Origin of the sequence: Streptosporangium sp. NPDC051022 (assembly GCF_040683035.1) — a bacterium.
In the GTDB taxonomy this organism is placed as follows: Bacteria; Actinomycetota; Actinomycetes; order Streptosporangiales; family Streptosporangiaceae; genus Streptosporangium.
The window spans coordinates 185603-206541 of the sequence record NZ_JBFBCF010000003.1 but is presented as its reverse complement, the minus strand read 5'-3'; the positions used below and the strand labels follow the sequence as shown (position 1 = coordinate 206541).

The window sequence follows — 20939 nt, the reverse complement described above, 5'->3', positions numbered from 1 at the left end:
CCTGGAGCCGGCTCTCATCCTTCACGTTCCTCCAGCCATGCGAGGACCTCGTCGTTGTGCTGGCCCAGCGCGGGCGGGGCGCCGTGGCGCATGGGGGGCTCGCCGTCGAAGCGGAGCGGCGGGCCCGGCAGTTCGATGGTGCCGAGCACGGGGTGGTCGACCTCGACGAGCAGCCCCTGGGAGCGGGTCTGCTCCCAGGCGTAGACCTCGTCGATGGACCTGATCGCCCCGGCGGGCACCCCGATGCCGGCGAGCGCGGCCAGCCAGTGGGCGCGGTCGTGCCCGGCGAGCGCCCGTTCGATGTCGGCGATCAGCTCGGGCCGGTGCGCGAACCTCTCGCGGTTCGTCGCGTACTTCGGGACGGCGGGATCGATGCCGAGCAGTACGGCCACCTTCCGCCACTGCGCGTCGTTGGCCACCGCGATCTGGATCATGCCGTCGGCGCAGTGGAAGGCGCCGTAGGGGGCGATGGAGGCGTGGTGGTTGCCGCCCGCCCCGGGCACCTGGCCGCCGACCGTCCAGGCGGTGCCGTGGTAGGAGTGGACCCCGGTCACCGCGGCCAGCAGCGAGGTGCGCACGACCTTGCCGATGCCGGTCCGCTCGCGCTCGTAGAGCGCGGCGACCACGCCGTAGGCGCCGTGGATGCCGCCGAGCAGGTCGGCGATCGACGCGCCGACCCGGTACGGCTCGTCGCGGGACGGACCGGTCAGGCTCATCAGACCGGCCTCGCCCTGGGCGATCTGGTCGTAGCCCGGCCTGCCGCCCTCGGGGCCGTCGTGGCCGAAGCCGGTGATCGACAGCACGACCAGGCGGGGGTTGAGCTCGTGCAGCCGTTCGAAGCCGAGGCCCAGCCGGTCCAGGACACCGGTGCGGAAGTTCTCGATCAGGACGTCGCTCTGCCGGACCAGGCGCTCGATCAGGGTCCGGCCCTCGGCGGACTTCATGTCCACGGTGATCGACAGTTTGTTGCGGTTGGCCGCGAGGAAGTAGGTGGAGATGTCGTGGTCCGGGCCGACGAACGGCGGCCCCCAGCCACGGGACTCGTCGCCCACGCCGGGCTGCTCCACCTTGATCACCCGGGCGCCCAGGTCACCGAGCATCTGCGCGGCGTGCGGTCCCGCCAGCGCGCGGGAGAGGTCGAGGACGACGATGTCGCCGAGGGCTCCGTGCAAGATCAACCTCCATCAGTGGTCGCCGAGCCTAATCGAAGCGGGGCGGAAAACGCATGTCCCTCACCGGTCAGCCTGCCAGGCGCCCCCCGCCGTCCCTCGCCCAGCCCGGTTCATCGGAGATCCTTCCAGCCCGGGTGCTCCGGCTCCACCCATACGGCCCGAACCGTGGGGCCGCGTGGCGGCTGACACCATGGACGGGTGGATGCGACCGTCTCCTTCGACGAACTCGCCGGAACGATCCGGCGGCTGCCGCCCTCGTGCGGGCCCGTCCGTGTCGTCGCGATCGACGGACCCGGCGGTTCCGGGAAGACGACCTTCGCCGGGCGCCTCGCGGAGGCGCTGGGGGCGCAGGTGATCCACAGCGACGACTTCCCCGTGCCGTGGGACGAGCCGCCGCAGGCGTGGTTCGGGCGGGTGGAGGAGCAGGTGCTCGGCCCGCTGGCGGCCGGGCTGCCTGGCGGCTACCGGCGCTACGACTGGGTGCGGGACGCCTACACCTGCTGGGTGGAGGTGCCGGTCGCGCCGGTGCTGCTCCTCGAAGGGGTGAGCACGGCCCGCCGTACCGCCCCGGCCGCCTTCACCGTCTGGGTCGAGGCGCCGCAGGAGCTGCGCCTGGCCCGTGTCCTGGCCCGGGACGGCGACCGCTACGCGGCGCAGTGGCGGCAGTGGAGGCGGGCCGAGGAGGGGTGGTTCGCCGCCGACGGCACCCGCGACCGCGCCGACCTCCTGCTCGACGGCGGCTCGGTCCCCGGCGAGTTCGTCCGGCTCTGACCTTCCGGGCCCCTCGCTTCCCGGGTTCCGCAGGGCGTGCTCTCGCGGCCCGGGAGCCGCCGGGGAGGGTTCAGGACCGCCCCGCCGGGTCCGACACGCAGGGGGCGTCGCCGCAGACGTCGATGACCACGCCCTCCCGCAGGAAGTGGGCCTTCTGCACGCGGGCCTCCGGATCGTTGCGCGGGTCCTGGTGGGGGTCCCTGCCGTACGGCGCGCCGAGTGGGGGCGTGTTGGTCACCGGCGGCGCGGGGGTTCCGCTGTCCCAGACGACCAGGGCCGATCCGGCGTACGGCCGGGCGGGCAGCGCCCTGATGCCCCAGTACGGTGTCACGTCGCGGTCGCGGCCCGCGGCGACGGCCGGCTGGTGGATCCGTGCCCCCACGGTGCGGGCTTCGACCTCGGCGGTCACCGTGGGGATCTGATGGTCGCCGAAGGCGACGTGCAGCAGCACGCGGTGGCGGGGTGAGCCGGGCAGCGGGTTGTCGGTCAGGTGCTGGGCGTAGCCGCTGGTCTCGGCCCGGTCCCAGAGCATCTGGACCAGCGCGAGGCAGATCTGCCGGGTCAGCGCGTCGGGGTAGGCGGAGTCCATGATCCGCCGGAGCGGTTGGAGGTCGACGCTCCGGTCGAGCAGGGTGCTGTAGTTCATCCCGGCCACGCCGAGGACGGCGTTGCGCACGTCCGGGGAGACCGCGACCAGCGCGCCGCCCACGACGGCGCCCTGGCTGTTGCCGTCGTAGGCGAGACCGGCCCGCCAGTCGATCAGCGGCCCGCCCCGCTGGTCCTTGAACGCCTTGTCGCTCGCGAAACCGTCCCGGCTGATCATCGCCCGGCCCAGGAGGACGGCGTTCAGCAGGCTCTGCTGGAGCCGGTCGGTGACCGTGCCGAACCGGGAGATGTCCTGGAAGGCTCCCGTCACGTTCTGGACGTCCTCGTCGGACATGCCGATCCACTTGGTGGCGCAGAAGGCGAAGCCCTGCTGCCCGGCCATCGCCCGTACGTCGCGGGCGCGCACCTCGGTCGCCTTGCCGAGGAGGCCGTGGCCGTACAGCGCCAGGCGTGCGGGCCTGCTGAACGCCGAGCGCGGGATCACGCACTGGTAGCGCGCCTTCAGCGTGTCGCCGTCGCCGAGCGGGCGCGGCAGCCCGTCCGCTCCCCGGTTGAGGCTCGATCCCGGCGGGCCGCCCGGCTTGTCGAGGTAGTTGGGGACCGTGATCTCGCCGGCGATCTCACGGGCGATGTCGGGGTCCCGCTCCGGGGTGAGGTCGGTGACGGAGTCGACCGTGAAGCGCGGCGAGCCGCCCTTGAGGGCGCGCAGGGCCTGGTCGCGCATGCTCAGCACGGGACCGGCGATGCCCTGCTGGCCGGCCACGGTGAAGTCCCAGGCGAGGTTGATCCCCCGTGCGTCGACCCCCGCCCTGGCGAGGTCCTCGAGCGTCCGGTGGAGCGCGCGCTGCCGTCCCGCGAGCGGATCGTCCGGGGGGAGCTCCGCGCCCAGCAGCCTGGTGAAGGTCTCCGTGGCCGGAATGTCCCGGCCCGCGGCGTCCTTCAGCCCGCGCAGCGCGACGGCGTAGCGGTGACCCTCGCTGAAGTTCCTGGCCGGTCTGACGATCAGCGCCCGCCTGGCGGGATCGGCGGCGCCCGCGTCGAGCTCGGCCCAGTACGGCCAGCGCTCCCCCGTCGTGGTGTCGACGATCACGATGGGGGCGTCGCGGCGCAGGGACCACCCGATGTCGGTGACGGGCGCGGCACCGGTCCTGACGAGGTCGAGGCCCGGCACCTGCGCCAGCAGCATGGAGCCCGGGGAGAAACCGTCGGCCGTGTTCCAGCGCGCCGGATCGACCGGGGTGCCGGCCGCGTTGCGGGGCATGGCGTCCGCGGAGAGGGCGACCCGCAGCCCGGTGCCGGTGCGCGCGTTCACGGTGAACCAGTCGTTGGGGAAGGGCAGCAGGCACTGGGCGCCCGCGATCGGGTCGCACCCGGCCGCGGACCGCGGCGCCGGAGCCGTGAGGATCTCGGCGGGGCCGAGACCGGAGGCGGAGGTAGAGGCGGAGGCAGAGCCGAGAGCGGGGGCGGGAGTGGAGGCCGTGGCGATGTCTGCCGAACCGGAGATGGGGGCGGGGGCCAGGACGGGCACGACCGGCGGAGGGGTGGTGAACGCCGACGCCACGGCCAGCACGAGACTGGCCATCACCGCGCGCGGACGCATGAGCCCCTCCTCGAACCCCGCCGGAGACAATCACCGGCGCCTAGCGCAGCAGACCGCAGGACGGCGCGCCAGTCAATGGGAAGCGGGGAATAGGTCAGACCGTTATGTCACGAAGGTGGGCATCGTCGTTGAAGATCTCCGGCCGCGATCCCCGCCAGACGGAGAGCGAGGCGTTCAGCACCGGGGCGAACACCACCACGGAGTCCAGCGGAATCCCCTCGATGACGTGCTTGAACATCAGCACCACGGTGTCGTGCGCGACGACCAGCACCCGCCGCCCGGCGCACTCGGCGCGCATGGCCGCCACCACCTCGCGCACCCGGTCGGCGACGTCGGAGAAGCTCTCCCCGTCGGGCGCGCGGTAGGTGTGCTCCGACCGCAGCAGCCGATCGGCCTCCTCCGGGAAGCTCTCCCTGATCGCGGCCAGGTTCATCCCCGCCAGGCGGCCCATCCTGCGGTCTCCGAGCCGGGCGTCCAACCGCACCTCCGGGCTCGCGTCCAGGTGGGCGGCCGCCAGCTCCCAGGTCTGCACGGCCCGCAGGTACGGCGAGCACCACACCACCTCGGGCGCCTCCCCCTCCGCCAGGCGCCTGCCCAGCGCGGTGGCCTGCCCGCGGCCGAACAGGGTGAGCGGGACGTCCTCGTCGAGACCCGTCAGGACGACGGCGACCCCGTCCGCCTCGGCCCTGGCGAAGGCGACGTTGGACTCGCTCTGACCGTGCCGTACCGCGGTGATCGTCGAAGGCATGTCCCCAGCGAACCCTCCCGCCGCCGAATTCGCAAGCCTTGCCCTCCGCCGAGCCCGTACCGGATCACGTCAGGTCGACCTCGGCGTACGGCGCCCCGCCCGACAGCGAGGGGAAACCGGGCCCCCGGTCGAAGAACGACGCCCCGTCCCCCGCGCGGGCGCGCAGCTCGGCCCGGCGCGAGGCGGTGGCCTCGGCGTCCACCCGGAGGTCGTCGCGGGGGCCGCGCAGGACGACGCCGTAGTCGTCGCGGGCCCCCGCCGGCGAGACCTTGCCGTCGCGGACGTCGGCGGCCACCAGGGCCGGGTCGCGCTCCAGCGGGGAGCCCCATCCGCCGCCCCCGGTCGTGCGGATCCGGATGACCTCGCCCGCGCGGACCGGCGAGTCGTCGACCAGGCCCTCCATCGCCCTGCCCTCGATCTCCACGAGGAACGGCCGTCCCGCACGGCCGCCGTTCACGCCCCAGCAGGACAGGATGGACCGGTCCGCGATGGACATGAACGAGGCGTCACGGAGCATCCGCAGGTGCTTGTCGTAGCCGAGACCGCCCCGGTGGAGACCGGGCCCGCCGGAGTCGACGGCCAGGCCGAGCCGTTCGACCAGGAACGGCCAGCGGGACTCGGCGAACTCGACCGGGATGTTGCGCGAGTCGGGCACGACGTGGATGGTGTCCTCGCCGTCGGCGTACCACCGTCCTCCCGAGCCGCCGCCGAGGACCTCCCGCATCAGGTACGGCCCGCCGTCGGCGTCGTCGCCGTACACGCCGGTGTAGCGGATGGTCTCCTGGTCGGCGGGCATCCGGCCGCCGGTGGCCTTGGCCAGGACACCCGCCAGCACCCCCAGCAGCCGCAGGATCACGAACGTCCTGGCGTTCGTGGGGGCCGGGAAGATCGGGGTGAGCAGCGTCCCCTTTTCCGGGAAGCGCATCTCGACGAGCGGCACGACGCCCTCGTTGACGTCCAGCTCGGCCATCCGCTCCGGGGTCTCGGCCAGGTTGCGCAGGATCGGCGCGAGCCACTTCTTCAGGAACACCCCGTCGGCGTAGTCGCCCGCGTGGTTGATCGGCCCCTTGGCCTGCGGCGACGTTCCGGTGAAGTCGATGAGCAGCGGCGCGGGCGCCGAGTGGTCGACGGTCAGGGTGATCCGCTGGGTGTGCAGGCGCGGCGCGTCGACGCCGTCGTGCTCGGCGTAGTCCTCCCACACGTGCGTGCCCTCGGGGATCCTCGCCAGCAGTTCCCTGCGGAACGTCTCGGTGGTCCTGGCGATGATCGCGTCGAAGCAGGCCTCGACCGCCTCGCGCCCGTAGCGGTCGAACAACTCCGCCAGCCGCCGCGCGCCCATCAGGCAGGCCGAGCACTCGGCGTCCAGGTCACCAGCCAGCGAGTCGGGCATCCGGGAGTTCCGCGTCATGATCGTGAGCGCCGCCCCGTTCGGCACGCCCGCGTCCCACAGCCTGATCGGCGGGACCATCAGTCCCTCCTCGAACACGCTGCGCGCGTGCGAGGGCATGGACCCGGGCACCGCCCCGCCGATGTCGTCGTGGTGCCCGAACGCCTGCACGAACGCCACGACCGCGCCGCCGTGGAAGACCGGGACCGTGACGCACAGGTCGGGCAGGTGGCCGATGCCGCCCTCGGACAGGTAGACGTCGTTGTGGAAGAACACGTCGCCCTGTCTCATCTCCTCGATCGGGAAGTCCCGCACGACGGGCTGGACCAGCGCCGAGTAGGACCTGCCGGTCAGTTTGCGCAGCCGTACGTCGTGGATGCCGGCGCGGAAGTCGTGGGCGTCGCGGATCATCGGGGAGCGCGCGGTGCGCGCGATGGCGGTCTCGACCTCCTTCTCGACCGACGCGAGGGTCCCCTCGACGATCTCCACCAGCACCGGGTCGGCGCCGCCCGCCGCCCGCCCGCCCGCGTTCGCCCGGCGCTCCGCGCCTCCCGGCCGCCGCGGGCCCGCGTCCGTCTTCCCGCGGGTCCCGTCCGTGCTCCGCACCTCTTCGTCCCTCTCTCCGGCTCCCATCCCGTCCTCCCTCACCGGCCGCTCCGTCCCTCGTGCCCGGTACGGCGCACCTCCAGGTTTCCGAACTCGTCCGCGGTCGCCGTGAAGCCGGGATGCACGGGAAGCGTCGAGCCGTACTCCTCTACGACCGCGGGACCGGGGACCGTCGCCCCCGGTGCCAGGTCGGCGCGGCGGTGGATCGGGGCCGGGCCCCACTCGTCGTAGAAGACCTCGCGGGTCCCGGCGGGGCGGGGGCGGGCGGTGCCGTACGGCCTGCGCCCGATGACGGGGCGGTCGATGGGACCGATGCCGGAGACGCGGAGGTTGACCCACTCGACGCGGTGCCGGGGGTCGTCGCGGTAGCCGTACCCGTAGAGCCGCCGGTGCGCCTCGTGGAAGCGGCCGAGCACCTCGGCGCGCCACGCCTCGTCCAGCGGTCCGGCCGGGGCGGGCACCCTGACCTCGTAGGCCTGGCCGTGGTAGCGCAGGTCGGCGCTGCGCGCGTAGACGTGCCGCTCGGCGGCGAACCCCTCGCGGCCGAGCGCCTCGGCCGCCTGCCCCTCCAGCTCGCCGAAGACGGCGGCGGCGGCGTCGAGGGAGAGGTCCCCGGTGACGAAGGTGCGCACGTAGTCGTTCTTGACGTCGACCGTGAGCAGGCCGAACGCCGAGACGTTGCCCGGATCCGGCGGGACGATCACCGACGGCAGGCCGAGGATGTCGATCAGCCGGCAGACCAGCAGGGGTCCCGAGCCGCCGAAGGCGACCATGGGGAAGTCACGCACGTCCAGGCCCCGTTTCACGGTGATCCTGCGGATCGCGTTGGACTGGTTGAACGCGCTGATCTCCAGGATCCCGGCCGCGGCCCGCTCCGGGGTCAGCCCGATCTCGCCCGCCAGCGCCTCGATCCCCCTCCGGGCGGCGTCGACGTCGAGCGGTATCTCCCCGCCGAGCAGGTGCGGCGGGATCCGTCCCAGGAAGACGTGCGCGTCGGTGACGGTGACCTCGGTACCGCCCCTGCCGTAGCAGAGCGGCCCCGGGTCGGCCCCGGCGGAGCGGGGTCCGACCTTCGGCGTGCCCTCCGGCGAGATCCACGCGACGGATCCGCCGCCCGCGCCGACGGTCACGATGTCGATCATCGGGATCTTGCAGGGGTAACGGCCGACGCTGCCCTCGGTGGTCAGCGAGGGCTCACCGTCGACCACGACCGCGACGTCGGTCGAGGTGCCGCCGCCGTCCAGGGTGATCACCGAGGGGTGCCCGGCGGTGGACGCGATCAGCGCGGCGCCGAGCGCGCCCGCGGCCGGGCCCGACAGGACCGTGGTGATGGGCTGGTGCACGACCTCGGCCGCCGACAGCACTCCGCCGTTGCTCTTCATCACCGAGAACGGCACCCCGGCCGCCGGTACGGCGCCACCACCCGGCACCGCACCGCCGGCCCCCGCCACGGCACCGCCGCCGTCCCGCGCCGCACCGCCGGCCGCCGCACGGCCCGCCTCCCCGAGGCGGCCGGACAGGTCGGCGATGTAGCGGCGCATGACGGGCTTGACGGCGGCGTCCACCAGGGTCGTGACGGATCGCTCGTACTCGCGGTACTCGCGCAGCACGTCGCTGGAGATCGAGACGACGGCGTCGGGGTGCTCGCGGGCGAGGACCTCGCGCATCCGCAGCTCGTGTCCGGGATCGGCGTAGGAGTGCAGGAAGCACACGCCGATCGCGGTGATCCCCCGCTGCCTGAACCACCTGGCCGCCGCCACCGCCTGCGCCTCGTCGAACGGCCTGACCTCGGCGCCGGTGTGGTCCAGGCGCCCGCCGACCGTCCTGACCCGGTGCACCGGGACGATCCTCGGCGGTTTGACCCAGAAGTAGGAGTTGCCGTAGCCGTCGGGGACGCTCTGCCGGGCGATCTCCAGCACGAACTCGAACCCCTCGGTGGTCACGAAGCCCAGGTCGGCGATGCGGTCCTCGAGGAGCTGGTTGGTGGCGACGGTGGTGCCGTGCACGATCGCCGACACCGCCTCCAGGTCTGCTTCCGCCGCCTCCGGGCCGGCCCCGAGCCCGGCCTTCCGGAGGACTTTGCGCACCCCTTCCATGAAGCCGTCCGCCGGAGCGGCGGGCGTCGAGGGAGTCTTGGTCGTGGTGATCTCACCGGTCTGCTCGTTCACCGCGACCACGTCGGTGAACGTGCCCCCGGTGTCGACCCCGATACGGACGCTGTGCATGCCCCCGGATCTACCCAGTTACGCTCCGCTCTCAAATCGGCGGACCCTGCCGAAGCCGTACCGGCCCCTTGGGCACTGTTGGCCGCGCGCCCGCGTGATCCGCGGGCGGGGGACGACGGAGAGGGACCCGGGGCGGCGGGAGACGGAGCGCCGGGGACGGGGTTCAGCCGGGCTCGCCGTCCACCCCGGTGTTCAGCGACATCGCCTCGATCGACTCCAGCACGATCGCGCGCATCGCCGTCTCGGCCGCGCGAGGCCTGCCCAGCTGGATCGCCTCGGCCACGTCGGCGTGCATGCGGATCGCGGCCGCCTCGGGTTCGGCGGGCATGAGGTTGTGGTGGGTGCGGCCGGCGAGGACCTCCGCCACGACCTGTGACAGCGCCGAGAACATCTCGTTGCCGGACGCCTCGAGGATCGTGCGGTGGAAGGCGATGTCGTGTTCCAGGTAGGCGTCGAGGTCGCCCCGCTTCGCCGTCACGGACATGCCGATGACCGCCGACATGAGCGTGCCGCACTGCTCGGGCGTGCACCGCGTGGCCGCGAGTGAGGCGGCGACCGGTTCGAGGCCGCAGCGCAGCTGGCTCAGCGACTCCAGCTGGGCCATGCGATCGGGTCCCGCCAGCCGCCATCTGATGATCCGGGGATCGAAGAGGTTCCACTGCGGGCGGGGCAGCACGGTGACGCCGATGCGGCGCCTGCTGGCCACCATCTGCATCGACTCCAGCACCCGTACGGCCTCGCGCATGACCGTGCGCGACACCCCGAGCGTCTCCTCAAGGCGCTCGATGCGCAGCACCTCGCCCTCGGGTGTCTCCCCCGAGACGATCGCCAGGCCCAGCCGGTCCAGCACGTGGTCATGCAAACCCCCGGAACGGTCGGCTGGTTGCGGTGTGTCCGATCCGTCGAGCACGCTGCCGCCCTTCTGATTCGTATGCTTTATTGTCGTAGGTATTGATTTTGATCATACTTATCAACGAGTATTCTCGGACATCATCCCACCATGGATCAGGATCGCGATGAGAGTTGCAGAATATGTAACACCTTTGGTTGTCGTGATGGGCGTGACCGGCGCCGGCAAGACGACCATCGGCCAGGCGCTGGCCGACGCCCTCGGCGTCGCCTACGCCGACGCCGACGCGTTCCACAGCGAGACCAACGTCGCCAAGATGAGCGCCGGTGAGCCGCTGGACGACGACGACCGGGAGCCCTGGCTCCGCGAGATCGGCGCCTGGCTCGCCGCGCGCGGCGCGACCGGTGGCGTGGTGAGCTGTTCGGCGCTCAAGCGCTCCTACCGCGACGCCCTGTGCGCCCAGGCGCCCGGGGTGTGGTTCCTGTACCTGTCCGGTCCCGCCGACGTCGCCGCCGCGCGGGTCGGCGACCGCGAGGGGCACTTCATGCCGGTCTCCCTCGTCGCCGCGCAGTACGCCGCGCTCGAACCCCTCGGCGACGGCGAGCCCGGTCTCACCGTCGACTTCGTCGCCCCCGCCGAGCGCATCGTCGAGCAGGCGATGGGCGTTCTGGCCCCGACCGAGAGGGAGGTCGTATGAGCTCCACTTCGCCGTCCGTCACCGGACAGGCCACCGATGCCAGTACCGGCACCGGCACCGGCACCGGCACCGGAAAAGGCTCCGTCGATCTCCGCGGGGTCACCAAGAGCTTCGGCGCCCTGACCGTCGTCGACGACCTCGACCTGTCGGTGAAACCCGGGGAGTTCCTGTCCCTGCTCGGCCCGTCGGGATGCGGCAAGACGACCACCCTGCGCATGCTCGCCGGCTTCGAGCAGCCCGAACGCGGTGAGATCCTCATCTCGGGCGCCGCCGTGCAGCACCTGCCGCCGCACAAGCGCGACATCAACACCGTCTTCCAGTCGTACGCGCTCTTCCCGCACATGAGCGTCGCCGAGAACGTCGCCTACGGCCTGCGCCAGCGCCGGGGCGTCGACCGGGCGCAGATCCGCCCCCGGGTGTCCGAGGCCCTCGACATGGTGCAGATGACGCGCTTCGCCGACCGCAGGCCCGCACAGCTCTCCGGTGGCCAGCAGCAGCGCGTCGCCCTCGCCCGCGCCCTGGTCAACCGGCCCAGCGTGCTGCTCCTCGACGAGCCCCTGGGCGCCCTCGACCGCAAGCTCCGCGAGGACATGCAGGTCGAGCTCAAGCTTCTGCAGAGCCGCCTCGGCACGACGTTCGTCTTCGTCACGCACGACCAGGAGGAGGCCCTGTCGATGAGCGACCGGGTCGCCGTCATGCTGAACGGCCGGATCGAGCAGATCGCCGACCCGTACACCATCTACGAGAACCCGGCCACCGCCTTCGTCGCCGGCTTCATCGGCCAGCAGAACTTCCTGCCCGGCACTCTCGCCGACGGCGGCCGGGCGATCGAGATCGCCGGTGCCACGGTCGTGCCCGCGGCGCCGGTGCCCGGATCCGGGCGGGCGGTGCGCGCCGCGGTACGGCCCGAGGCCGTCGTCGTCACCGAGACGCCACCGGCACGAGCGGACGGCACCGCGCAGGGCGGCTCCGTGCAGGACGGTACCGCGCAGGGCGGCACCGCGCCGGTCAACGCCCTGCCGGGGACCGTCGCCGCGGTCTCCCTGCTCGGCGACGTCCTCCAGTACGTCGTGCACAGCGACGCGGGCCACGAGCTGCTTGCCCGGGTGCCCCGCCGCCAGGCCGGCCGCATCTCCGCCGGCACCCGGGTCCGGTGCTCCTGGACCCCCGCCGACGTCCACGTATTCCCCGCCGAAGGCGGCCACAGCGACACGATTGGAAGCGCCCAGTGAACCACGACGAGACTCCCCGCCTGCTGGCGCCCGCCGCGCGTGTGGCCGGCCTGCCCCGCCGTACCTTCCTCGCGGGTCTGGCCGCCGTCGCCGGAGCCCCCGTGCTGACCGCCTGCGGATTCTCCACCTCCACCGGCAGCAGCAGCGGCAGCAGCGGCTCGGGGCAGGCCACCGCGAACCTGCGCGCCTACTCGTGGAGCGCCTACGACGACCCGAAGGTGCTCGCGGACTTCACCGCGAAGTACGGCCCCAAGGTGCTCGTCGACTCCTACAGCTCCAACGAGGAGATGATCGCGAAGCTGGCGGCGGCCAAGGGCACGAGCGGCTACGACATCGTCATCCCCACCGGCGTCTTCGTGCCGCAGATGGCCGCGAACGGCCTGCTGGAGGAGCTGGACCACACCAAGCTGCCCAACCTCGTCAACCTCGACAAGGCCTTCCAGGACCAGGAGTGGGACAAGGGCAACAAGTACACGGTCACCAAGTACTGGGGGACCACCGGCTTCGTCTACGACACCAAGGTCATCAAGCGCGACCTGAAGACCTGGGACGACTTCTTCGACGCCGCCTCGAAGGAGGCCAGCGGCAAGACCTCGCTCGTCGACGACCCGGGGGAGATCTGCGCCATGCTCTGCTTCGCCAGGGGGTGGCACCAGAGCACGACCGACACCGCCCAGCTCGACGCCATCGAGACCTTCCTGGTCGACACGCTCGCCCGGCACATCGCCGCGTTCGACTCCTCGCCCGGCAGCAGCGCGATCCCGCAGGGCACCCACGCCCTCATGCACTGCTGGAACGGCGACGCCCGGCGCGGCATCCTCGCCGCCAACGAGCAGGACCGGTGGAAGTGGGTCCTGCCCGGCCCCAAGACCAACCTCTGGATGGACAACTGGGCGATCGTCAAGGGCAGTCAGAACGCCGACGCCGCCCACCGGCTGATCAACCACGTGCTCGACCCGGCGGTGGCCATCAAGCAGATCGACTTCGTGGGCTACGGCACCGGCGTCACCGGCAGCGAGGACGAGGCCAAGAAGCTCAAGCTCGGACTGCTCGACGTGATCTTCCCGTCCGCCGAGCAGCTCACGACGATGTACACCGGGGTCATCAACGACGCCCAGGAGCGGCGCATGGCCATCGTCAACAAGATGAAGGCCAAGGCCGGCGCATGAGCCCACGCCGTCGCGGTCCGGGCGCGGTACGGCGGGCGGGCCCCGCGGGCCTGCTCTCCGTACCCGCCCTGGCGTGGATCGCGCTGTTCTTCGTCGCCCCGGTCGGGCTGGTGTTCTGGTACTCCCTCGGCCGCAAGCCGGGGCTGTACCAGACGCACGCCAACGACGTGCTGACGCTGGACCGATACCGTGAGGCGCTCGGCGACACGTTCCTGGCGAGCTTCGCGAACACGCTGCGCATCGGCCTGGCCGGTACCGCGCTCTGCCTGGCGATCGGCCTGCCGTTCGCCTACTGGCTGGCCGTCAAGGTGCGGCCGGAGCGGCGCTTCCTCGTGCTGGCCCTCGTGCTCGTACCGTTCTGGACCAACTTCCTGATCCGGACGATCGGCTGGCAGGTGGTCCTGTCGCCCGAGGGCTTCGCCTCTCAGGCGCTGCAGGGCCTCGGGCTGATCGACGCGCCGTTCTCGATGCTCTTCACCCGCGGCGCCGTACTGCTGGGCGTCGTCTACAACTACCTCCCCATGATGATCCTTCCGCTGTACGTCGCACTGGACCGGGTCGACGGCTCGCTGCGCGAGGCCAGCAAGGACCTGGGCGCGAACCGGTGGCGGACGATGACGCAGATCACGTTGCCGCTCGCCCGGCCGGGGATCGCCGCCGGGCTGCTGCTGGTCTTCATCCCGCTCATGGGCGACTACATCACCGCGTCCGTCCTGGGCGGCGCGCGCGGCAACATGATCGGGCAGCTCGTCGCCAGTCAGTTCCAGCAGGCCCAGAACTGGGCGCTCGGCTCGGCGATGGCGGTCGTGCTGATCCTCGTCATCGCCGCGACGATCCTGGCCACGGCCGTGATCGGCGCCGTGTGCACGTGGCTTCTCACCCGCAGGCGCCGCGTCGAGATCGGCGGTATCGCGGAAGGGAGCCCCGCATGAGCGCGAGGCCGACGACAGACCGGGCCCTGGGTGTGTGGGGCGTGCTCGTGCTGGCGTTCCTGTTCACCCCGATCGTCGTCATCGTCGCCTACTCGTTCAACAGCGGGCGGCTGCTGGCCTCGTGGGAGGGTTTCGGGTTCGACGCCTACTCCGCGGCGCTGTCCAACGAGGAGATCCTCTCGGCGGTGTCGGTGTCCGTGCGGGCGGCGGCCGGCGCGGCGGTGGTCGCCATGGTGCTCGGCACGCTGTGCGGCTACGCCCTGGCGCGCCGTACGGGGAGGACCGGGCGGCTGGTCACCGCGCTGCTCGTCCTGGTGCTGGTCACTCCGGAGATCGTCTCCGGCGTGGCGCTGCTCCCGTGGTTCGTCTCGCTCGGAGTCGACCAGGGGCTGGCGATCTTCAACAGCGGATGGGTCCGGCTCGTCGTCGCCCACTCGCTGTTCGCCACCGCGGTGGTGACCTTCCTGGTGCGCGCCCGGATGCAGGGCATGGACTCCTCGCTGGAGGAGGCCGCCGCCGACCTGTACGCGCCGCCCCTGCGGCGTTTCCGCCAGATCACCCTGCCGCTGCTGCTCCCCTCCGTGCTGGCCGGCGCCCTGATGGCGTTCACCCTCAGCCTCGACAACACGATCATCTCGGCGTTCGTCCAGGTCTCCGGGTCGACGCCGTGGCCGGTGTACGTGTTCGGCGCGGTCCGCGCGGGACTGCGTCCCGAGCTCGCCGCGATGTCGGCGGTGATGCTGCTGATGACCCTGGTCGCGCTGACCGCCGTGGCGCTCGTACTCCGGCGCGGCGGCGCCTCCAAGAAGGACGCCGTCAAGACCCTGTCCGGCGTCGGCTGACCCCTGGACGCGTCGGCTGCCTCCCAGACGCAGAGGCCTCCCAGACACAGAGGCCTCCCAGACGCAGAGAGCGAGAGGTTCCGCTATGGCGGGAAACCTGCTGATCCGCAACGCCCACCTGCCCCTGGCCGAGCGGGAGGAGACCTCGTGGTCGATCCTCGTCGCGGACGGCCGCGTCGCGGCCGTCGCCCCGTCCGGGGCGACGGCCCCCTCGGCCCTCTCGGCCCCTGCCGGAACCCGGGTGCTGGACGCCGGGGGCCGCTCGGTGCTGCCCGCGTTCGCCGACTCCCACGTGCACGTGCCCGAGTCGGGGGTCGAGCTGCTGCGGTGCGACCTCACCGCCTGTGAGAGCCGCGACGACGTGCTGCGCACCGTGGCCGACTACGCGCGCAGCCACCCGGACGAGGAGTGGATCCTCGGCCGGGGCTGGGCGCTGCCCCACTTCGCCGGACGGCCCGCGACCCGGCAGGAGCTCGACGACGCCTGCTCCGGCCGCCCTGTCTACCTGGCCAACCGCGACGGCCACAGCGCCTGGGTCAGTACGGCGGCGCTCGACCGGGTGGCGCCCGAGCTGCTGCGCACGCCCCCGCCCGGGGGCCGTGTCGATCGCGACGCCGACGGCACACCGACCGGACTGCTCCACGAGTCGGCCATGCAGCTCGTCTCCGACCTGGTCCCGCCGGTGGACGCCGACGGGCTGCGGCGCGGCCTGCTGGAGGCCCAGCGCCGGATGTTCTCCTACGGCGTGACGTCGTGGCAGGACGCCATCGTCGGGCCCTTCGTGCCCACGACCGACATCTACGACGTCTACCGCCGCGCCGCGGCCGACGACAGTCTCAGGGCGCGGGTCACCGGCGCCCTGTGGTGGCCGCGCGACGCCGATGAGGACACCCTCGGCGAGCTGATCGAGCGGCGCCGCGGCTGCGTGCCGGGGTCGCGGTTCGCCTGCACCGCCATCAAGATCATGTACGACGGGGTGTGCGAGACCCACACGGCCGCGCTGTCACGCCCGTACGTCGGCGTCGAGGGCGCCGGTACCGGCCTGACGTTCTTCGACCACGCCGACCTGGCCAGGGAGGTGCCGAGGATGGACGCGGCGGGCTTCGACCTGCACTTCCACGCCATCGGCGACCGGGCGGTCACCGAGTGCCTCGACCTGGTGGCGGCGGCGCACCGCGCCAACGGGCCCCGTGACCGGCGCCACCAGCTCGCGCACCTGCAGATCGCCGACGACCGGGGCATCGCGCGGATGGCCGCCCTCGACGTGATCGCGAACGTCCAGCCGTACTGGGCGCAGGCCGACCCGCAGATGCTCGACCTGACGCTGCCGTACCTGCCCGGTGAGCTGGCGGGCCTGCAGTACCGCTTCCGCACGCTCCAGGAGGCCGGGGTACGGCTGGCGTTCGGCAGCGACTGGCCGGTCAGCACGCCCAACCCGATGGACTGGATCCACGTCGCCGTCAACCGGTGCCACCCCGGCGAGCCCGGCGCCCCGCTCTTCGAGCCCGAGGAGGCGATCAGCCTGCGCTCGGCGCTGCGGGCGGCCACGGCGGGGTCGGCCCACGCGCTGCGGCGCGAGCACGAGGCCGGCACGCTGGAGCCCGGCAGCCGTGCCGACATCGTGGTCCTCGACCGGCGCCTCGACGAGACCGTGCTCGACGAGATCAGCCGGACGCGCGTCGACCTGACCCTCGTCGACGGCGAACCCGTCTGGACGAGGTGACCTGTCCGCCGACGAACGGCCAGTGGCGTCAACGAGCCCGCGGGGGACGCGCTGTCGCCGCCGGCCGTTCCGATGGACGCGGCCTGATTACCGGTCCGGCCGGGCCTGGTGAGGTAGCAGGTCGGCGACGACGCCGACATCCTCCCTGATCCACCTCGGCTAGCTGGGGGCCGGCGTGGGCGTCCCGGCTCCGTGCGACAGCGGCAGCACCGGGATGCGCAGGGTGATCGTGCCGGTCGAGAAGCGGAACGTGACGTCGATCGGGGTGGCCCCGAGCGGGCGGTCGATGTCCAGGACCTCCAGGTGCGGCCGATTATGCCCTTCCTGGAGCGAGACAGTGGCGCGTGCGGGGATCGTCACGTTCACGTCCTGCCGCGGAGCGCCCGGGCCGGCGCGGTAGACGACCTTCTTGGCGTGCACGGTGCTGACGCCGTCGAGCTTCTGCTCCTGGTCGCTCTCGTTGACCAGGGTCAGGTACAGGCCCAGGTCGTCGCCGGCCTTCTGTTGGTCCATGGGCGGGGCCAGAATGTGGACGTGCACCAGCCGCATCGGGCCGACCTGGCCGTCGACCAAGCCCTCCCGGTTCGAGGTGCCAGTGGGCAGGGGCGACTCCCGCCGGGCGGGATTGCAGGCCGTCGACAGCAGGCACAACGCCAGGAGGCAGCCGAGCGACACTCGCCACGCGTGGCTGTGTGATGTGGTCATCTCGCGCTTCCGTGTACTGGGTGGGCTACCGCTCCCGCATGCATGATCTACCCGGCCCACGCCAGGGCCGTGGCGGCCGTACGGAAGGTCTGGGTAGATCTTCCACGCGGCGGTGAACGGCCCGCGGTGGTTGAGAGCTCGCGCCATAAGGTATTTCGCCGTGATTCGTACGGCGGGCGCAGTAGGTGCGAGGTGAGGAGCGGACGGCGCTCCTGGTGCTCGTCAGCGGCCGCTTCCGCGTCGGGCTCCCGGGCCGCAGCGCCCTGCTGGAACAGCAGGACGACCACGCCATGCGGGGATGGGGGGCGACCGCTCCTGGACGGCGGAGAGGAGTCGGCGGTGCTGACGGTCCGGTGGCCGTCCGTGCCCGGCTACGCGATCGCCCCAGAGGACCCGGACCACTCGCCGCTCGATCTCCGGACGTGACCCGGCCCGGCGAACGGCCCCCGGCGATCAGCGGCGGCGGGGGCCCATGGTGGAGCCGATCACCGAGTCGGCGTCGTGGGCGTGCACCTTGGCGGCCAGCCGGATGGCCATCTCGCTGGTACGGCGCAGCTCGGCCTCGACCCTGTCCTTGCCGGACTGGCCGACCTGCACGCCGAAGTAGGCGCCGATGATCGCCCCGGAGACGCCGACGAGTCCGGCGAACGGAGCCGTCGAGTCGCCTCCGCGCATCACGATCACCACGAAGGCGGCCAGGATGACCACCAGGCCCGTGACGACGACGTAGAACCCGTAGCGCCAGCGGGCCGCCTCCGCCTTGGCGGCCACCGCCTCGTCCTCGGTCATCATCGCCGCGAGCGCCATGGGGATCTCGACGGTCTCACCGGTCGCGGCGGCGGGGGGCGGGACGGAGGGCGTCACCGCGGGGGTCTTGTTGGCAGGGTTCTTGTTGACGGGCGGAGCAGAGTTGTTGGTGGTCGTCATGGGTTCTCCCACTTCTTGATAGAGCCAGCACGAATCTCCCACGCTTTCCGCAGTCAAGCCAAGTTAGGGGTTTAGCGGGGGATCCGACACTCCTACCAGCGCACCGTCCGCCCAAACCTTCACATTCGAACCACTAGGCTGGCGCCCCGTGACCGAACTGTCCGCACTGTCCGCCGCCCCCGCCCGAACCCGGGACGGAGTGCTGCGTTTCTACTTTGGCCCGATGGACTGCGGCAAGTCCACGCTGGCCCTGCAGATGAACTACAACCACCGCCGTCAGGGCAGGCACGGTCTGGTGCTGACCAAGCACGACCGCTCGGGCGGCCCCAGGGTGACCAGCCGGATAGGCCTGGGCAGCGACGCCGTCGAGGTCGTGGACGACCTCGACCTGGTGGCGCTGGTCCGGAAACACGAGCGTGTCGACTACGTGATCTGCGACGAGGCCTGCTTCTACACCGTCGCCCAGATCGAGCAGCTCGCCGACCTCACCGACGACTTCGGCATCGACGTCTACGCCTTCGGCCTGGCCTCGGACTTCCGGTCACAGATGTTTCCCGCCGCCCAGCGCCTGTTCGAGCTCGCCGACGAGATCAGCCGCCTGCAGGTCGAGGTGCTGTGCTGGTGCGGCAGGCCGGGCCGGCTGAACGCCCGCGTGGTCGGCGGCGCGTTGGTCCGCACCGGTGAGCAGGTGGTCATCGGCGACATCGGCGACGCCCCGATCCGCTACCAGGTCCTCTGCCGCCGTCACTACCGTTCCGGTTCCCTGGGCCAGGACTGACCCCGAAGCCGCCGGCCCGAAGGCGCGTTCCAGGAGTCGTCGCAACACGGTGATCGGCTGCCGGCGACGAGAGACCTGACGGGAGGCTCGGCTGCGGCGCCGCAGCCGAGTCTCCTTTCGCCGTTCGGCAGAGTCGCCCTCGCCCCGGTGCTTGCGAGACGAAAACGGACACGTTCCTCCGGCGAGTCGCAGACCTCTGTCCACATATACCCGTATACGAATGATAGTATTCGGGCATGCCCTTGACCGCGGTGGAGAATCCACTGACCCTGCGGCTGCTCGGCCTCCTGGTGGAGCAGCCGATGCACCAATACGCGCTGGCGGTCGCGCTCAACGAGCGCTATCCGTACCTGAACGCCAAGAGCGGCTCCGTCTACACGCTCGTACGGTCGCTGGAGGCCGCCGGATGGGTGGCCCCGACCGGCGTCGAGCAGATGGGCAACCGCCCGGCGCGCACCGTCTACGCCCTGACCGATCAGGGCTGGAACGTCTTCAAGGAACGGGTGCGGCGGCAGATCCGCGAGGCCAAGGTGACCACCTCGGCGTTCGTGGACGCCCTGGCCTATCTCGGCGCGCTCGACCAGGCCGAGGCCCCGCACGTATTGCGCGAGCGGCGGGAGTCACTGGAGGAACGGATCGCGGAGCTGGAACGGGCGGGCGACCCCGGCTTGCCGGAGATCACCATGATCGAGGTCGCCTTCGTCCTGCACCAGCTGCGCGCCGAGGCGGAATGGATCCGCGCGCTGATCGCGCGCATCGACGACGGCGATCTGGCATGGCCGGCGAAGGGACAGACATGAGCGGATTGACGTACGGCATCTACGCGGCACACCAGGTGGCGGCCACGACGGGCCCGCCCGACGACCCCGCGGCCATCGACGACCTGGTCCGCGGGCTGAGCGGCGGACGGCCCTTCGTCGTCCGCGAATACGTGCACTTCCTGGGAACGCCCGCGGACCCCGAGAAGGCACGGATTCTGGCGCCTGAGCGGCGGATGCGCGAGCTGACCATGCCCGACCAGTGGTACGGCACAGGAAACCGCCGGCTCGACCTGGTCCTGTGCTACCTGCCCACAGAGCGCGACCTCGACGGCTGGCTGGCCTTCATCGAGCAGGCCGTTCACCGATACGGGGCCATCACGCGCTTCCTGCAGATCACCCTGGAGCCGAACTTCAAACTGCCCTGGATCGACGGCAGCTCCCCCGGAGTCCTCGACGCCCTCACCACCGGGACGCGCCACGCCCGCCGGCTACTCGACGCGGCCGGGCACCGTGACGTCCGGCTCGGATTCTCCGTCGCCGAACCGCCCGAGTTCCTCGGCGGCGACGAGGAGTTCTGGGCGCATCTGGAGGCTCTCGCACCCGCCGACTTCGCAGCCCACGTCGACTACGTGGGCCTGGGGCTCTACCCGGACGCCTTCTCTCCCGTGCCCGAACCCGCCCTGGCCGGGCTCACCGAGCACGCACTGCGCCATCTGCGCGAGCAGAGCATGCCCCGCGCCCACCTCGGCCCGGACGTGCCCATTCACATCGCCGAGAACGGCACCCCCACCGGGCCCGACCGCACGCCCGAGGACCAGGCCGCCCGGCTCGACATCATGATCCGTACGGTGGCCGCCGCCGCCACGGGCCACAACGTCACTCACCACGAGCTGTTCGGCCTGCGTGACGCCGACTCCGCCCGTGCCGAGCCGACCGCCCAACTCGGGCTGACCACCAGCGGCTACCAGCCCAAGCCCGCCTACGACGTGTACCGCAAGCTGATCGCCGAAAGCTGAGCGCGCCTCAACCCGTACCGGACCACGTGCGCGGTCATGGGCCGTTCGAGGTACGCGGACACTGAAATTCATGACCCAAGGTCCGCGGGACACGTCTCGAAACACCGCGCGCAGGCACGTGAGACGAGCCGGTGGCGTCCGGACGGTTTCGATCAGGGCGTCGCGCATGTGCTCTGCGCCGCGGCCGTCCGG

18 protein-coding genes are annotated in these 20939 nt (G+C 71.9%); 10 read left to right on the top strand and 8 right to left on the bottom strand.

What is annotated here, in order from left to right:
* Window positions 1-14: 14 nt before the first annotated feature.
* Window positions 15-1172, bottom strand: coding sequence for a CoA transferase (locus tag AB0N02_RS07625; protein WP_363943735.1), 1158 nt, complete (start codon window positions 1170-1172; stop codon window positions 15-17).
* A 198-nt stretch (window positions 1173-1370) separates the two neighbouring features.
* On the opposite strand from AB0N02_RS07625, the gene AB0N02_RS07620 reads away from it, so the two are divergent.
* Window positions 1371-1943 carry a hypothetical protein gene (locus AB0N02_RS07620; protein WP_363943734.1) on the top strand — a complete coding sequence of 191 codons (573 nt, stop codon included), beginning with the start codon at window positions 1371-1373 and terminating at the stop codon, window positions 1941-1943.
* A gap of 70 nt (window positions 1944-2013) precedes the next feature.
* On the opposite strand, the gene AB0N02_RS07615 is transcribed toward AB0N02_RS07620, so the two are convergent.
* The 5 genes from AB0N02_RS07615 to AB0N02_RS07595 all read right to left on the bottom strand — a co-directional run bounded on the left by AB0N02_RS07615 (window position 2014) and on the right by AB0N02_RS07595 (window position 9977).
* Window positions 2014-4149 carry a hypothetical protein gene (locus AB0N02_RS07615; RefSeq protein ID WP_363943732.1) on the bottom strand — a complete coding sequence of 712 codons (2136 nt, stop codon included), beginning with the start codon at window positions 4147-4149 and terminating at the stop codon, window positions 2014-2016.
* 94 nt (window positions 4150-4243) lie between these two features.
* Window positions 4244-4897: a histidine phosphatase family protein gene (locus AB0N02_RS07610; RefSeq protein WP_363943731.1), complete on the bottom strand. Its 654-nt coding sequence runs from the start codon at window positions 4895-4897 to the stop codon at window positions 4244-4246.
* Between the two features lie 64 nt (window positions 4898-4961).
* Entirely contained in the window at window positions 4962-6917 is a 1956-nt protein-coding gene (locus AB0N02_RS07605; protein ID WP_363943729.1) for a hydantoinase B/oxoprolinase family protein, read from the bottom strand.
* 11 nt (window positions 6918-6928) lie between these two features.
* Entirely contained in the window at window positions 6929-9115 is a 2187-nt protein-coding gene (locus AB0N02_RS07600; RefSeq protein ID WP_363943728.1) for a hydantoinase/oxoprolinase family protein, read from the bottom strand.
* A 163-nt stretch (window positions 9116-9278) separates the two neighbouring features.
* Entirely contained in the window at window positions 9279-9977 is a 699-nt protein-coding gene (locus AB0N02_RS07595) for a FadR/GntR family transcriptional regulator (protein ID WP_363943726.1), read from the bottom strand.
* A 190-nt stretch (window positions 9978-10167) separates the two neighbouring features.
* Between AB0N02_RS07595 and AB0N02_RS07590 the strand changes: the two genes are divergently transcribed.
* The 6 genes from AB0N02_RS07590 (at window position 10168) to AB0N02_RS07565 (ending at window position 16560) form a co-directional block, all read left to right on the top strand.
* Window positions 10168-10662, top strand: a complete 495-nt coding sequence (locus AB0N02_RS07590; RefSeq protein ID WP_363944221.1) for a gluconokinase — start codon at window positions 10168-10170, stop codon at window positions 10660-10662.
* Window positions 10659-11894, top strand: coding sequence for an ABC transporter ATP-binding protein (locus AB0N02_RS07585; protein WP_363943724.1), 1236 nt, complete (start codon window positions 10659-10661; stop codon window positions 11892-11894). The genes AB0N02_RS07590 and AB0N02_RS07585 overlap by 4 nt, the downstream gene beginning before the upstream one ends.
* Window positions 11891-13063 (top strand): spermidine/putrescine ABC transporter substrate-binding protein, encoded by a 1173-nt coding sequence (locus AB0N02_RS07580; protein WP_363943722.1) that lies wholly within the window; start codon window positions 11891-11893, stop codon window positions 13061-13063. The genes AB0N02_RS07585 and AB0N02_RS07580 overlap by 4 nt, the downstream gene beginning before the upstream one ends.
* A complete protein-coding gene (locus AB0N02_RS07575; RefSeq protein WP_363943721.1) occupies window positions 13060-13995 on the top strand; it encodes an ABC transporter permease in 936 nt (311 codons plus the stop codon). Before AB0N02_RS07580 ends, AB0N02_RS07575 begins: the two co-directional genes overlap by 4 nt.
* Window positions 13992-14837 (top strand): ABC transporter permease, encoded by an 846-nt coding sequence (locus tag AB0N02_RS07570; RefSeq protein WP_363943719.1) that lies wholly within the window; start codon window positions 13992-13994, stop codon window positions 14835-14837. Before AB0N02_RS07575 ends, AB0N02_RS07570 begins: the two co-directional genes overlap by 4 nt.
* Before the next feature lie 85 nt (window positions 14838-14922).
* Window positions 14923-16560, top strand: coding sequence for an amidohydrolase (locus tag AB0N02_RS07565; RefSeq protein ID WP_363943717.1), 1638 nt, complete (start codon window positions 14923-14925; stop codon window positions 16558-16560).
* A gap of 159 nt (window positions 16561-16719) precedes the next feature.
* Here the strand turns inward: AB0N02_RS07565 and AB0N02_RS07560 are convergent, their stop codons facing one another.
* Together AB0N02_RS07560 and AB0N02_RS07555 are read right to left on the bottom strand one after the other, a co-directional pair.
* Window positions 16720-17265: a copper chaperone PCu(A)C gene (locus AB0N02_RS07560; RefSeq protein ID WP_363943715.1), complete on the bottom strand. Its 546-nt coding sequence runs from the start codon at window positions 17263-17265 to the stop codon at window positions 16720-16722.
* A gap of 453 nt (window positions 17266-17718) precedes the next feature.
* Entirely contained in the window at window positions 17719-18192 is a 474-nt protein-coding gene (locus tag AB0N02_RS07555; protein ID WP_363943713.1) for a hypothetical protein, read from the bottom strand.
* 148 nt (window positions 18193-18340) lie between these two features.
* Here AB0N02_RS07555 and AB0N02_RS07550 point away from each other — a divergent pair, with 148 nt between their 5' ends.
* From AB0N02_RS07550 to AB0N02_RS07540, 3 genes are all read left to right on the top strand, one after another.
* A complete protein-coding gene (locus tag AB0N02_RS07550) occupies window positions 18341-18970 on the top strand; it encodes a thymidine kinase (protein ID WP_363943711.1) in 630 nt (209 codons plus the stop codon).
* Between the two features lie 236 nt (window positions 18971-19206).
* Window positions 19207-19770: a helix-turn-helix transcriptional regulator gene (locus tag AB0N02_RS07545; RefSeq protein WP_363943709.1), complete on the top strand. Its 564-nt coding sequence runs from the start codon at window positions 19207-19209 to the stop codon at window positions 19768-19770.
* Window positions 19767-20747: a hypothetical protein gene (locus AB0N02_RS07540; RefSeq protein ID WP_363943707.1), complete on the top strand. Its 981-nt coding sequence runs from the start codon at window positions 19767-19769 to the stop codon at window positions 20745-20747. The genes AB0N02_RS07545 and AB0N02_RS07540 overlap by 4 nt, the downstream gene beginning before the upstream one ends.
* Window positions 20748-20939: the final 192 nt, after the last annotated feature.

Bases quoted from the DNA above. Each gene is read 5' to 3' on its own strand.
- AB0N02_RS07565 (WP_363943717.1), top strand. From the start codon at position 14,923: ATGGCGGGAAACCTGCTGATCCGCAACGCCCACCTGCCCCTGGCCGAG.
- AB0N02_RS07585 (WP_363943724.1), top strand. From the start codon at position 10,659: ATGAGCTCCACTTCGCCGTCCGTCACCGGACAGGCCACCGATGCCAGT.
- AB0N02_RS07605 (WP_363943729.1), bottom strand. From the start codon at position 6,917: ATGGGAGCCGGAGAGAGGGACGAAGAGGTGCGGAGCACGGACGGGACC.
- AB0N02_RS07575 (WP_363943721.1), top strand. From the start codon at position 13,060: ATGAGCCCACGCCGTCGCGGTCCGGGCGCGGTACGGCGGGCGGGCCCC.
- AB0N02_RS07540 (WP_363943707.1), top strand. From the start codon at position 19,767: ATGAGCGGATTGACGTACGGCATCTACGCGGCACACCAGGTGGCGGCC.
- AB0N02_RS07615 (WP_363943732.1), bottom strand. From the start codon at position 4,149: ATGCGTCCGCGCGCGGTGATGGCCAGTCTCGTGCTGGCCGTGGCGTCG.
- AB0N02_RS07570 (WP_363943719.1), top strand. From the start codon at position 13,992: ATGAGCGCGAGGCCGACGACAGACCGGGCCCTGGGTGTGTGGGGCGTG.
- AB0N02_RS07555 (WP_363943713.1), bottom strand. From the start codon at position 18,192: ATGACGACCACCAACAACTCTGCTCCGCCCGTCAACAAGAACCCTGCC.
- AB0N02_RS07610 (WP_363943731.1), bottom strand. From the start codon at position 4,897: ATGCCTTCGACGATCACCGCGGTACGGCACGGTCAGAGCGAGTCCAAC.
- AB0N02_RS07560 (WP_363943715.1), bottom strand. From the start codon at position 17,265: ATGACCACATCACACAGCCACGCGTGGCGAGTGTCGCTCGGCTGCCTC.
- AB0N02_RS07545 (WP_363943709.1), top strand. From the start codon at position 19,207: ATGCCCTTGACCGCGGTGGAGAATCCACTGACCCTGCGGCTGCTCGGC.
- AB0N02_RS07600 (WP_363943728.1), bottom strand. From the start codon at position 9,115: ATGCACAGCGTCCGTATCGGGGTCGACACCGGGGGCACGTTCACCGAC.